Raw genomic sequence first — 12941 nt, forward strand, 5'->3', positions numbered from 1 at the left:
TCACCATGTCCAAGGTCAAACTCGGCGTCCATTCGGAAGCAGGCAAGCTGCGCAAGGTGATGGTCTGCTCGCCTGGACTCGCCCACCTGCGGCTGACCCCCAACAACTGCGACGAACTGCTGTTCGACGACGTGATCTGGGTGAGCCAGGCCAAACGCGACCACTTCGACTTCATGACCAAGATGCGCGAGCGCGGCATCGAGGTGGTGGAGATGCACAACCTGCTCGAAGAGACCGTGCGCAACAAGGATGCGCTGGCCTGGATCCTCGATCGCAAGATCACCCCGGACAGCGTCGGCCTCGGCCTGCAGGGCGAGGTGCGTTCGTTCATCGAAGGCCTCGAGCCGCGCCGCATCGCCGAATACCTGATCGGCGGCGTGTCCGGTGCCGACCTGGTGCGGCACAAGGATTCCGACGCGGCGAAGATGTTCAACGCCTACCTCGGCGAGTCCAGCTTCATCTTCCCGCCGCTGCCCAACACCCAGTTCACCCGCGACACCACCTGCTGGATCTACGGCGGCGTCACCCTCAACCCCATGTACTGGCCGGCGCGCCGTCAGGAAACCCTGCTGGCCAGCGCCATCTACAAATTCCACCCGGACTTCGTCAACGAGGAGTTCGAGATCTGGTACGGCGACCCCGACAAGGACCACGGCGCGGCCACGCTCGAGGGCGGCGACGTGATGCCCATCGGCAACGGCACCGTGCTCATCGGCATGGGCGAGCGCTCCTCGCATCAGGCCATCGGCCAGGTCGCCCAGGCCCTGTTCGCCAAGGGCGCGGCGGAGAAGGTGGTGGTCGCCGGCCTCGGCAGATCGCGCGCCGCCATGCACCTGGACACCGTGTTCAGCTTCTGCGACCGCGACCTGGTGACCGTCTTCCCCGAGGTGGCCAATTCCATCGTGCCGTTCGTCCTGCGTCCGGACGAGAGCCGCCCCGGCGGCATCGACGTGCGCCGCGAGAACAAGTCCTTCATCGAGGTGGTCGCCGAGTCCCTCGGCCTACCCAAGCTGCGCGTTGTGGAAACCGGCGGCGACGCCTACGAGGCAGAGCGCGAGCAGTGGGACGACGGCAACAACGTGGTCTGCCTGGAGCCCGGCGTGGTGGTCGGCTACGACCGCAACACCTACACCAACACCCTGCTGCGCAAAGCCGGCGTCGAGGTCATCACCATCAGCGCCAGCGAACTGGGCCGCGGCCGCGGCGGTGGCCACTGCATGACCTGCCCGATCATCCGCGACCCCATCGACTACTGACCGAGCCAGCCCGGGCGGCCATTCGCCGCCCAGGCGTTTCATCTACCCACGAGGAGAACGAATCATGGCCTTCAACATGCACAACCGTAACCTGCTCAGCCTGATGCACCACAGCACCCGCGAGCTGCGCTACCTGCTGGATCTGTCCCGCGACCTCAAGCGCGCCAAGTACACCGGCACCGAGCAGCCGCACCTGCTGCGCAAGAACATCGCGCTGATCTTCGAGAAGACCTCCACCCGCACCCGCTGTGCCTTCGAGGTGGCCGCCTACGACCAGGGCGCCAACGTCACCTACATCGACCCGGGCTCCTCGCAGATCGGCCACAAGGAGTCGATGAAGGACACCGCCCGCGTGCTCGGCCGCATGTACGACGCCATCGAATACCGCGGCTTCAAGCAGGAGATCGTCGAGGACCTGGCCAAGTACGCCGGCGTGCCGGTGTTCAACGGCCTGACCGACGAATACCACCCGACCCAGATGCTCGCCGACGTACTGACCATGCGCGAGCATAGCGACAAGCCGTTGCACGACATTAGCTACGCCTACCTGGGCGACGCGCGCAACAACATGGGCAACTCGCTGCTGCTGATCGGCGCCAAGCTCGGCATGGACGTGCGCATCGCCGCACCCAAGGCGCTGTGGCCGACCGACGAGCACGTCGCCGCGTGCAAGCAGTTCGCCGAGGAGAGCGGCGCGCGCATCACCCTCACCGAGGACGCCAGGGAAGCGGTCAAGGGCGTCGACTTCGTCCACACCGACGTCTGGGTGTCCATGGGCGAGCCGGTCGAGGCCTGGGGCGAACGCATTCAGCAACTGCTGCCGTACCAGGTGAACATGGACCTGATGAAGGCCGTCGGCAATCCGCGGGTCAAGTTCATGCACTGCCTGCCCGCCTTCCACAACAGCGAGACCAAGGTCGGCAAGCAGATCGCCGAGCAGTACCCGGACCTGAAGAACGGCATCGAGGTCACCGAGGACGTGTTCGAGTCGCCGTACTGCATCGCCTTCGAACAGGCGGAGAACCGCATGCACACGATCAAGGCGATCCTCGTCTCGACCCTCGCCGACGTCTGACCCGACCACCTGCACAGATCCCTCTCTCCGGGAGAGGGCCTGGGCGGGGGCGTTGCGGAAACCCGGCGCAGCCGGGAGGCTCCGCCCTCGCCTCACAACGAACCAGGAGAACAACCATGCGACTAGTCATCGCCCTGGGCGGCAACGCCCTGCTGCGGCGTGGCGAGGCCATGACCGCGGACAACCAGCGCGAGAACGTGCGCATCGCCTGCGAGCAGATCGCCAAGGTCGCGCCGGGCAACGAGTTGGTGATCGCCCACGGCAATGGCCCCCAGGTCGGCCTGCTGGCCCTGCAGGGCAACGCTTACGACCCCGCCAACCCCTATCCGCTGGACGTGCTCGGCGCCGAGACCGAAGGCATGATCGGCTACATGATCGAACAGGAGCTCGGCAACCTGCTGCCGTTCGAGGTGCCGTTCGCCACTATCCTCACCCAGGTCGAGGTGGACAGCGGCGACCCCGCCTTCAAGACCCCGACCAAGCCGATCGGCCCGGTGTACAGCAAGGAAGACGCCGAACGCCTGGCCGCCGAAAAGGGCTGGAGCATCGCCCCGGACGGCGACAAGTTCCGCCGAGTGGTCGCCAGCCCACGGCCGCAGCGCATCTTCGAGATTCGCCCGGTGAAGTGGCTGCTGGAGAAGGGCAGCGTGGTGATCTGCGCGGGCGGCGGCGGCATCCCGACCATGTACGACAACGGCAAGCTCAAGGGCGTGGAGGCGGTGATCGACAAGGACCTGTGCTCGGCGCTGCTGGCCGAGCAGCTGGACAGCGACCTGCTGGTGATCGCCACCGACGTGGACGCCGCCTATGTCGACTGGGGCAAACCGACCCAGAAGGCCATCGCCCAGGCCCACCCGGACGAGCTGGAGCGCCTGGGCTTCGCTGCCGGCTCCATGGGGCCCAAGGTCCAGGCCGCCTGCGAGTTCGCGCGCAACACCGGCAAGGTCGCGGTGGTCGGCTCGCTGGCCAATATCGAGGCCATCGTCCAGGGCAAGTCCGGCACCCGCATCAGCGTCGCCGAACCGGGCCTCAGCTACCGCTGAAAACGCGGGGCGCAACGCCCCGTTTTTCCGCCACTCGGCAGACAGGCCGTGACCTGACAGTCACGGCCTGCGTCATCCAGACATCCCGATTCATTTTGAGTCGCCTCCCGGTATCCACCGCGCCTGGCCGGAACGGCCATTGCCCGCACAACGCCCGCCGGGGCGATCGAAGGAGTTTTGCGTGATGTCTCGTCTCCCCGTCATCGTCGGCTTCGGTGGCTACAACGCCGCGGGCAGAAGTTCGTTCCACCACGGCTTCCGCCGCATCGTCCAGGAATCGCTGGACGCCACCACCCGCCAGGAGACTCTGGCCGGCCTGGCGGTGATGATGAAACTCGTGCAGGTGGTTGACGGCCAGTTCCGTAGCCACGACGGCCAGGCCCTGAGCCCGGCCGAGATCGAGGCGCGGCATGGCGCCGAAATTCTCGCAGGCACCCTGGTGCGACGCATCGACAAGCGTCATCTGGACGTGGACGCCGCCCATTGGCAGAAGAACCTCGCCGTCAGCGGCGCCCAGTTCACCACCCTGCGCAAGCAGCTGCCCGAGCCGCTGCCGGCCAGCTGGCGGGTCGAGGAGCTGGACGAGCAGCAGGTGCGCGTCACGCTCGATGAAGGCTGCGAGTTCAAGGTCGACAGCTACCGCGCGTTGCCGGTGAAGTCCGCCGGCCAGCTGCCCACGGGCTTCGAGCCGGGCGAGCTGTATCACTCGCACTTCCATCCGCGCGGTCTGCAGCTGGCGGTGGTCGGCGCCACCGACGCGCTGCGCTCCACCGGCCTGGATTGGCGCACCATCCAGGACCGCGTACAGCCGGACGAGGTGGCGGTGTTCGCCGGCAGCATCATGAGCCAGATGGACGAGTATGGCTTCGGCGGCATGCTGCAGTCGCGCCTCAAGGGCGGCCGCGTCACCGCCAAGCAGTGCCCGCTGGGCCTCAACACCATGCCGGCGGACTTCATCAACGCCTATGTGCTGGGCAGCGTCGGCACCACCGGCAGCGTCACCGGCGCCTGCGCCACCTTCCTCTACAACCTGCAGAAGGCCATCGAGCAGATCGCCAGCGGCAAGGCCCGCGTGGCCCTGGTCGGCAATGCCGAGGCGCCGATTACCGCGGAAATCATCGAGGGCTACGGCGCCATGGGCGCACTGGCCACCGAGGAAGGCCTGCGCAAGATCGAGGGCCGTGACGAGGTCGACTTCCAGCGCGCCAGCCGCCCGTTCGGCGACAACTGCGGCTTCACCCTGTCGGAGTCCAGCCAGTTCCTGGTGCTGATGGACGATGCCCTGGCCCTGGAACTGGGTGCCGAGATCCACGGCGCGGTGCCGGACGTGTTCATCAACGCCGACGGCTTCAAGAAGTCCATCTCCGCCCCCGGCCCGGGCAACTACCTGACCCTGGCCAAGGCCGTGGCCAGCGCCGCCCAGCTCGTAGGCATCGACGCCGTGCGCGAGCGCAGCTTCGTCCATGCCCACGGCTCCAGCACCCCGGCCAACCGCACCACCGAGTCCGAACTGCTGGATCGCGTCGCCGCCGCCTTCGGCATCGACAACTGGCCGATCACCGCGGCCAAGGCCTTCCTCGGCCACTCGCTGGCCACCGCCAGCGGCGACCAGGTAATCGCCGCCCTCGGCACCTTCCGTCATGGCCTGCTGCCGGGCCTGAAGACGATCGACAAGGTGGCCGACGACGTCCACCGCCAGCACCTGAGCCTGGAGACGCGCGATCGCCGGGTCGAGGGCATGGAGGTGTGCTTCGTCAACTCCAAGGGTTTCGGCGGCAACAACGCCACCGGCGTGGTGCTGGGGCCGCAGGTGGCCGAGCGCATGTTGCGCAAGCGCCACGGCGAGGCCGCCTTCAGTGCCTGGCAAGCCAGGCGCGAAGCGACCCGCGCCGCGGCCGGTGAATACGACCAGCAGGCGCTGCAGGGTGGCTTCGACATCCTCTACAACTTCGGCCGCGACCTGATCGACGACCAGCAACTGCAGTTCAGCGCCGAGGGTATCCGGGTACCGGGCTTCGCCCAGCCGCTGCTGTACAAAAAGGACGAACGCTACACCGATATGTTGTGAGGCAGAGGCAGGCCACGCCGATGACGGTAGCGGGGTGCGATCCAGAGTGGGGCAAGTCGGGCCCCGGATCGCATCCGGGCTCCCCGAAAAGAGGGCGACTTCAGCGGTGCAGCACGTACTGACCGCTGAAACGCACCGCCTCGACGTCGCCCACGAGGATGCGGCTTTGCAGCCGGATCCGCGCCAGGCCGCGGCGCCGGTAGAGGGCGAGAAACTTCTCCCACTCCGCCGCGACCGGCGCGGCGCAGACCGCCATGGCGTCGGCCAGCACCGGCTCGGGGTAGTCGATCTGGCCCTGCTGGATGACGATGTGCCCGTCCTCGATGCCCGCCTCGCGCAGGCTCAGGTGCAGCCAGCCCCAGCCGGCCAGCACCGCGCCGCAGTAGAGGCTGCCGCCGAACATGCTGCTCTTGTGATTGAGATTGGCCGCCAGCGGCAGGCTCAGGCGCAACTCGCCGTCACCCCACGCCAGCACGCCCAGGCCGAGGGCTCGGGTCAGCGGGATGTCCTGGTGCAGCAGCTGCTCCAGGTAGGCGCGATCATCATTCATATTCCGAGTCCGCGTAGGGCTCTCGACCTGGAGCCCGGCAAGGCAAAAGTAGGTGAGCAAGGGGACTGGGCCCGCACCCCGGGGTTACTGGCAGTGAATGAGCATGACTCGCTCCGCTCACCTTTCAGTACGGTAGCCCGGATGCAATCCGGGAACGGAGCTGCCTGCTTCCCGGATCGCATCCGGATTACGCGAGCGCTTCCCAGCCACATCGCTCAGGCGCACGGCAGGCCGCCACGACGGCTGATTTACTTGCAGTGAATGGCCATGGCTCGCTCCGCTCACCCTTCGGGCCGCGTTAAGCGCGCTAGCCGCAAGCTGCATTGCTAACTCGCTTTTAACATAGCCAGGCCGACGCACAGCAGACCCTACGCCGACTCAGTCCAGCGCGCAGGCCAGCTGGATCAGCTCGGCGCGCCATTCGGCGGCCTGCGGCAGGCCGAGGAACGACGGGTTGAGGTAGCTCTCGCGGGCCTCGTAGGTCAGCGGCTCGCCCTTGAGATCCAGCACCTCGCCGCCGGCGCCTTCCAGCACGCCCTGGGCCGCGGCGGTGTCCCACTGCGAGGTGGGCGCCAGGCGCGGGTAGCAGTCGGCGTTGCCCTCGGCCAGCAGGCAGAACTTCAGCGAGCTGCCGATATTGGCCAGCTGCAGGTCGCCGAACCGCTCGGACAGACCGGCCAGCAGCCGCTCCTGGGCCGGGCTTGAGTGGCGCTTGCTGGCCACCAGGGTGAAGGCCTCGGCCGGCGCCAGGCGCACGGCAATGGCCTCGGGCTCGCCGTTCGGCTCCTGGCGCCAGGCGCCCAGGCCGGCGCCGCCGAAGTAGCAGCGGCCACTGGCCGGCACGCCGACCACGCCGAACACCACCCGGCCGCGCTCGATCAGGGCGACGTTGACGGTGAATTCCTCGCTGCCGGAGATGAACTCCTTGGTGCCGTCCAGCGGGTCCACCAGCCACCAGCGCTGCCATTCGGCGCGGTCGGCGAAGGCGATGCCGGCGTCCTCCTCGGACAGCACCGGAATCTCCGGCGCCAGCTCGCGCAGGCCGGCAGCGAGAATGTCGTGGGCGGCCAGATCGGCGGCGGTGACCGGCGAGGCGTCGGCCTTCTCGACCACGGCCACGTCGTTGCGCCAGTGCGGCAGTGTGGCCTGGCCGGCGCGCTGAACCAGGGCGATCACCGCGGGCAGATGGGGATGACTCACGGCTTGAATTCTCCACGTTGGGTGAGCAGGTCGCGGACCAGATAGAGGGCGGCCAGGGCGCGGCCTTCGGTGAACTGCGGGTGCTGGACCAGGGCGCTGAGCTCGCGAAGGCTGACCTTGTCGACCCCGAGCGGCTCGGGCTCGTCGCCCGGCAGGCTTTCTTCGTACAGATCGCGGGCCAGCACCACCTGGATCTTCTGGCTCATGTAGCCTGGCGACAGGCTCAGCTCGGCGATCAGTTCGAGGCGCTCGGCACCGTAGCCGGCCTCCTCCTTGAGCTCGCGGCCGGCGGCCACCAGCACATCCTCGCCGGGCTCGATCAGCCCCTTGGGCAGCGACAGCTGATAGTCGTCGGTGCCCGCGCAATACTCCTCGACCAGCACCGCATGCTCGGCATCGAGCAGCGCCACCACCATCACCGCACCGTAACCGGCGCCCTTGCCGACCAGCCGCTCGTAGGTGCGCTCGACGCCGTTGGCGAAGCGCAGCTGCAGCTCCTCGACGCGGAACAGGCGGCTGCTGGCGACTATCTCGCGGGCCAGCACCTGGGGTTTTTCACGCATCACTCGCTCCTTGATTCGAGCGGGTATCATACCCCGCTCCCCGCGCGGGATTCCTCCTCTCCGTCTGTTTCCGGACTTTGCCATGCACCAGCTGCCCTGGGCCGATATCGACACCGTCCTGCTCGACATGGACGGCACCCTGCTCGACCTGCACTTCGACAACCACTTCTGGCTGGAGCATCTGCCGCAGCGCTACGCCGAGCTGCACGGCATCAGCCGGGCGCTGGCCGATGCCGAGCTGATGCCGCTGTTTCGCCAGCATGCCGGCACCCTGCCCTGGTACTGCACCGACTTCTGGAGCCGCGAGCTGAAACTGTCGGTCCGCGACCTGAAGCGCGAGGTCGCCGACCTGATCGCCCTGCGTCCGGACGCCGATTTCTTTCTCCAGGCGCTGCGCGACGCCGGCAAGCGCGTGGTGCTGATCACCAACGCGCACCGCGATTCGCTGTCGCTGAAGCTGGAAAAGATCGAGCTGGCGCCCTACTTCGACCGCCTGATCAGCTCCCACGACTACGGCTTCCCCAAGGAGGACCAGCAGTTCTGGTTCGCCCTGCAGCAGGACTTCCCCTTCGACCCGGCGCGCAGCCTGTTCATCGACGACAGCCTGCCGATCCTGCGCAGCGCGGGGCGCTACGGCGTGGCCCATCTGCTGGCGGTGCGCCAGCCAGACAGCCGCGGCCAGGCCAGGGACACCGAGGAGTTCGCCGCCGTCGAGGACTACCGCCAGCTCGGCGCGCAGCTCAGCGCCGCGCTCTGAATCGCCGACCACCGCACCGCCGGCCGGTTCGCCGGCTGCGCCACTTTTTGCGCAGGTCGTGATTGTCCTCGCAGCCCGGCGATGCGGTGCTTGTCCGGCGAGACGGCGCTGGCAGCATGTGCTGCCATCCATCCAACGAGGCCTGCGATCCATGAAGTTTTCCTTGTTCCTGCTCACGCTCGGTTTGGCCAGCGGCAGCGCCCTGGCCGGTAACACCGAGGCCGGCATCGGCGGCGCCTTAGGCGGCGCGCTGGGCACGGTGGTCGGTGAGCACGTCGGCGGCAGCACCGGCGCCACCATCGGCGCCGGCGTTGGCGGGGCTGCCGGCAGTGCCGTCGGGGCCGACAGAGACGCCCGCGCAGAAGCCGCCATTGGCGGTGGCATCGGCGCCGCCGGCGGCCAGGTGATCGGCAGCCGGGTCGGTGGCAGCACCGGCGGCGTGATCGGCGCGGCCGCCGGCGGCGGTGCCGGGGGCGCGCTGGGCAATGCCTCCGGCGGTGATGACGACGATCACGACGGGCGCCGCTACCGCGATGGCCACCACCATGACGGGCACCCCGGCAAGGCCCTCGGCCACAAGAAGCACAAGTGGCACAAGAAGCACCGGTAAAACGACAAGGCCCGCACGAAGCGGGCCTTGTTTATAGAACTGAAGCCGTGCGGCGTCAGATGCCTTCGCGGCGCAGGGCCGCGGCGGTGAAGTCGCTCTTTTTCAGCTGCACGTTGAAGTCGTACATCGGCTCGTTGTTGTCGAGGCCGTCGACGAAGTAGCGGCTGCCCTTGAAGTCGTAGATGGTCTCCAGGGTGCTGAGGAACATCGGCACGTCGTAGTAGCTGATCGGGTGCGCCTCCTGCAGGCCCACCAGTTCGCCGTTCTTGTCGTAGAGGTCGACGGCGAGGATCTGCCAGCTGTCCTCGTCCAGATAGAAGCGGCGCTCGGCGTACGGATGGCTGTGGCCCTTGCGCAGCTTGGCGTCGACGACCCACACGCGGTGCAGCTCGTGGCGCAGCAGCTCGGGGTTGACGTGCTTCGCCTGCAGGATCTTGTCGTAGGGAATGCCTTTCTGGTGCACCGCGTAGCTGTTGTACGGCACCAGCATTTCCTGCTTGCCGACCAGCGTCCACTCGTAGCGATCCGGCGCGCCGTTGTAGGCGTCCACCACGTCGGCGGTGGCCATGCCGTTGGTGTCCGGCTGCATGGCGTCATAAGCCAGCATCGGCAGACGACGCACGCGACGCTCGCCGCGATTGAAGCGCCAAGCCTTGCGGATCGCCAGCACCTGGTCGAGGGTCTCCTGCACCACCAGGGCGGAACCGGCCAGCTTGCTCGGCGCGGTCACCACGTACTTGTAGAAGAACAGGGTGTTGTCCAGGTCCGCCGGGGTCATACCCTCGCGGCCGTAGAGGAACAGGATGTCGCGCTCGCGCTTGACCAGCACGTAGTCGCCGCCCTCGAGCACGGCGGCATGGTTGGTGACCATGCGGGTCTGCTCGCCACGGTAGCGGGTGATGTGGTTCCAGATCGCTTCCTGACCGTTCTGCGGAATCGGGAAGGGAATGCCGGCCGCGGTGCCCTCGATGCCATTGCCGCCGGCGATCAGGCTGGCGTTGGTGGCGTTGTAGCGGGTGGCGTCGTAGATGCGCTGCGGCGAGGCGGCGCTGCGGCGAGTGGGAAGCACGCGCAGGAAATAGTCCGGGTTCTGTTCCAGCAGCTTCTGGTAGGCCGGAGTCAGCAGGGCCTTGTATTGGCCCATGTTGCCCTTGTCGACGCGATACAGCTCGGCATCGGCGGCGAAGGGGTCTGGATGGTGCATGCCCGGCTGATAGTTGGCCGGCGGCGTGGCCACGCCTCCCTCCCAGGGCGGAATGGTGCCGGCGGCGTTGCCGGCGCGCTCCCCGCCCAGCGGCATCAGATCTTCTCCGAGGCGGGCGGCCTGGGCCGCATCCACGCGGGCGTGCGCGGGCAGGCTGACAGCGGCGGCCAGCGACAGGACTGCAATAGTTCTCAGCACAGCGTTCTCCTCGCGACGCGATAGCGCGTCGCTGCTCTTATCTACGACCAGTGTAGGTCGCGCTTGCAGATTGCCATTGGGTGAGGTGGCCATCCTGGCACCGGGTGGTCCCGGTTTATCGATCCCGCATCCGGCGGGACACTGAATGCTTACTCGTAGCGCTGGAACTTGAGGTCCCAGACGCCGTGGCCGAGGCGCTCGCCGCGCTTCTCGAACTTGGTGACCGGGCGCTCGCTCGGGCGCTCCACGTAGCCGGCGTCTCCAGCCAGGTTATGGTAGCCCGGTGCCAGCGACATGACTTCCAACATATGTTCCGCGTATGCCTGCCAATCGGTGGCCATGTGCAGCACGCCGCCGACCTTGAGCTTGCGCCGCACCAGCTCGGCGAAGGCCGCCTGAACGATGCGCCGCTTGTGGTGGCGGGCCTTGTGCCAGGGGTCGGGGAAGAACAGCAGGACGCGGTCGAGGCTGGCGTCGGCCACGCAGTCGCGCAGCACTTCCAGGGCGTCGCAGCTGTACACGCGGATGTTCGACAGGTTCTGCGTGAGCATGCCGTTGAGCAGGGCGCCGACGCCGGGGCGGTGTACTTCCACGCCGATGAAGTCCTGCTCCGGCGCGGCCGCGGCCATCTCCAGGGTGGCATGGCCCATGCCGAAGCCGATCTCGAAGGTGCGTGGCGCGCTGCGGCCAAACACCTGGTCGAAGTCGCGCGGGCCGTCGGCCAGCTCCAGGCCGAACTTTGGCCAGCCCTGATCCAGGCCGCGCTGCTGGCCCTCGGTCATGCGCCCGGCGCGCATGACGAAGCTCTTGATGGTGCGCAGGGGCCGCTCGGCCGCGCCTTCGCCGGCCTGCTGAATGTCGTCGCTCATGAAAGGTCTCTTACTTGATCAGGCCGTCCAGCGGCGACGATGCGCTCGCATAGAGTTTCTTCGGCATGCGCCCGGCCAGGTAGGCCATGCGCCCAGCGATGATCGCGTGCTTCATCGCCGCACCCATCAGGATCGGGTCCTGGGCGTGGGCGATGGCGCTGTTCATCAGCACCGCCTCGCAGCCCAGCTCCATGGCGATGGTGGCGTCGGAGGCGGTGCCCACGCCGGCATCGACCAGCACCGGCACGGTGGCTTCTTCGAGGATGATGCGCAGGTTGTAGGGGTTGCAGATGCCCAGCCCGGTACCGATCAGGCCGGCCAGCGGCATCACCGCGATGCAGCCCATCTCGGCCAGCTGGCGGGCGATGATCGGGTCGTCGCTGGTGTACACCATCACGTCGAAACCTTCCTTGACCAGCACTTCGGCGGCCTTGAGGGTCTCGATCACGTTGGGGAACAGGGTCTTCTGGTCGGCCAGCACTTCCAGCTTGACCAGCTTGTGGCCGTCGAGCAGCTCACGGGCCAGGCGGCAGGTGCGCACCGCTTCGGCGGCGTCGTAGCAGCCGGCGGTGTTGGGCAGGATGGTGTACTTGTCCGGCGAGATCACATCCAGCAGATTGGGCTCGCCCGGGTTCTGCCCGATGTTGGTCCGGCGCACGGCGACCGTGACGATCTCCGCGCCGCTGGCCTCGATGGCCAGACGGGTTTCCTCGAGGTCCTTGTACTTGCCGGTGCCGACCAGCAGGCGCGACTCATAGGTGCGGCCGGCCAGGGTGAAGGGCTTGTCGGTGATCGTGCTCATGGCTACTCCTCGAGGTCGATCTAGCCGCCGCCGATGGCGTGAACGACTTCCAGCCGGTCGCCTTCGTGCAGCACGGTGGCGCCGTGCTGACTGCGCGGGACGATGTCCAGATTGAGCTCGACCGCCACCCGCTTGCCGGCGGCATCGAGGCGCACCAGCAGGTCGGCGACCGTGGCGCCGTCCGGCAGCTCGAAGGGTTGGCCGTTCAACTGGATGTGCATGGCTGGGCGGTCAGATCATGAAAGGGTCGGCATTCTAGCCCGATCGACCGGATCGACCAAGGCACGCGCGTCCGATACCGTTCCGCGACGATTCAGGCGCGCCCGGAGCGCAGCGCCGCCAGGCCCAGGCACAGCCAGCCGGCGAGGAAGCACACGCCCCCCAGCGGCGTGATCATGCCCAGCTTGCCCAGGCCGCTCAGGGTCAGCGCATAGAGGCTGCCGGAGAACAGCAGAATGCCGACCGCGAACAGCGTGCCGGCCGCCCTGAGCAGGCGCCCCGGCAGGCGTTCGGCGAGCAGCGCCACGCCAAACAGGGCCAGGGCATGCACCAGCTGGTAGTGCACGCCGGTCTGGAACACCGCCAGGTATTCCGCGCTCAGCTGCCCCTTGAGACCGTGGGAGGCGAAGGCGCCCAGCGCCACGCCGGAGAAGCCGGCCAGGGCCGCCAGCAGCAGAAAGACTCGTAACATGATGGGTTCCCCGACAGATTCGATGCGGCCGCTATAATGGCCGCTCCCTCAGACC

General features: G+C 67.6%; 14 protein-coding genes. 6 read left to right on the forward strand and 8 right to left on the reverse strand.

From position 1 onward, the window contains the following. Nucleotides 1-5 precede the first annotated feature (5 nt). The 4 genes from arcA (at nucleotide 6) to NF616_RS12175 (ending at nucleotide 5442) form a co-directional block, all read left to right on the forward strand. The gene (gene arcA / locus NF616_RS12160) at nucleotides 6-1256 is read left to right on the forward strand and encodes an arginine deiminase (RefSeq protein ID WP_252273541.1); all 1251 of its coding nucleotides are present in this window, start codon (nucleotides 6-8) and stop codon (nucleotides 1254-1256) included. A gap of 64 nt (nucleotides 1257-1320) precedes the next feature. Beyond that, nucleotides 1321-2331: an ornithine carbamoyltransferase gene (locus NF616_RS12165; RefSeq protein WP_252273542.1), complete on the forward strand. Its 1011-nt coding sequence runs from the start codon at nucleotides 1321-1323 to the stop codon at nucleotides 2329-2331. 116 nt (nucleotides 2332-2447) lie between these two features. Next, on the forward strand, nucleotides 2448-3374 hold the full coding sequence (gene arcC / locus NF616_RS12170) for a carbamate kinase (RefSeq protein WP_252273543.1): 927 nt from the start codon (nucleotides 2448-2450) through the stop codon (nucleotides 3372-3374). A gap of 184 nt (nucleotides 3375-3558) precedes the next feature. After that, nucleotides 3559-5442, forward strand: a complete 1884-nt coding sequence (locus NF616_RS12175) for a beta-ketoacyl synthase (protein ID WP_252273544.1) — start codon at nucleotides 3559-3561, stop codon at nucleotides 5440-5442. A 100-nt stretch (nucleotides 5443-5542) separates the two neighbouring features. On the opposite strand, the gene NF616_RS12180 is transcribed toward NF616_RS12175, so the two are convergent. From NF616_RS12180 to nudE, 3 genes are all read right to left on the reverse strand, one after another. Further along, on the reverse strand, nucleotides 5543-5992 hold the full coding sequence (locus tag NF616_RS12180; RefSeq protein ID WP_252273545.1) for a thioesterase domain-containing protein: 450 nt from the start codon (nucleotides 5990-5992) through the stop codon (nucleotides 5543-5545). A 378-nt stretch (nucleotides 5993-6370) separates the two neighbouring features. After that, on the reverse strand, nucleotides 6371-7192 hold the full coding sequence (gene cysQ, locus NF616_RS12185; RefSeq protein ID WP_252273546.1) for a 3'(2'),5'-bisphosphate nucleotidase CysQ: 822 nt from the start codon (nucleotides 7190-7192) through the stop codon (nucleotides 6371-6373). Beyond that, a complete protein-coding gene (gene nudE / locus NF616_RS12190; protein ID WP_252273547.1) occupies nucleotides 7189-7755 on the reverse strand; it encodes an ADP compounds hydrolase NudE in 567 nt (188 codons plus the stop codon). Before nudE ends, cysQ begins: the two co-directional genes overlap by 4 nt. An 82-nt stretch (nucleotides 7756-7837) precedes the next feature. On the opposite strand from nudE, the gene yrfG reads away from it, so the two are divergent. After that, nucleotides 7838-8512, forward strand: a complete 675-nt coding sequence (gene yrfG, locus NF616_RS12195; protein ID WP_252273548.1) for a GMP/IMP nucleotidase — start codon at nucleotides 7838-7840, stop codon at nucleotides 8510-8512. Nucleotides 8513-8663: 151 nt separating this feature from the next. Beyond that, entirely contained in the window at nucleotides 8664-9122 is a 459-nt protein-coding gene (locus NF616_RS12200) for a hypothetical protein (protein WP_252273549.1), read from the forward strand. Nucleotides 9123-9177: 55 nt separating this feature from the next. On the opposite strand, the gene NF616_RS12205 is transcribed toward NF616_RS12200, so the two are convergent. The 5 genes from NF616_RS12205 to NF616_RS12225 all read right to left on the reverse strand — a co-directional run bounded on the left by NF616_RS12205 (nucleotide 9178) and on the right by NF616_RS12225 (nucleotide 12886). Continuing rightward, the gene (locus NF616_RS12205) at nucleotides 9178-10521 is read right to left on the reverse strand and encodes a DUF1329 domain-containing protein (protein ID WP_286675038.1); all 1344 of its coding nucleotides are present in this window, start codon (nucleotides 10519-10521) and stop codon (nucleotides 9178-9180) included. Between the two features lie 152 nt (nucleotides 10522-10673). Then, nucleotides 10674-11345, reverse strand: coding sequence for a tRNA (guanosine(46)-N7)-methyltransferase TrmB (gene trmB, locus NF616_RS12210; protein WP_252273661.1), 672 nt, complete (start codon nucleotides 11343-11345; stop codon nucleotides 10674-10676). Nucleotides 11346-11403: 58 nt separating this feature from the next. Next, nucleotides 11404-12195, reverse strand: a complete 792-nt coding sequence (locus tag NF616_RS12215; RefSeq protein ID WP_252273551.1) for a thiazole synthase — start codon at nucleotides 12193-12195, stop codon at nucleotides 11404-11406. A gap of 20 nt (nucleotides 12196-12215) precedes the next feature. After that, nucleotides 12216-12416 (reverse strand): sulfur carrier protein ThiS, encoded by a 201-nt coding sequence (gene thiS / locus NF616_RS12220; RefSeq protein ID WP_252273552.1) that lies wholly within the window; start codon nucleotides 12414-12416, stop codon nucleotides 12216-12218. 92 nt (nucleotides 12417-12508) lie between these two features. Further along, nucleotides 12509-12886: a DUF423 domain-containing protein gene (locus tag NF616_RS12225; RefSeq protein WP_252273553.1), complete on the reverse strand. Its 378-nt coding sequence runs from the start codon at nucleotides 12884-12886 to the stop codon at nucleotides 12509-12511. Nucleotides 12887-12941: the final 55 nt, after the last annotated feature.

Source organism: Pseudomonas subflava (assembly GCF_023823685.1).
Lineage (GTDB): Bacteria > Pseudomonadota > Gammaproteobacteria > Pseudomonadales > Pseudomonadaceae > Aquipseudomonas > Aquipseudomonas subflava.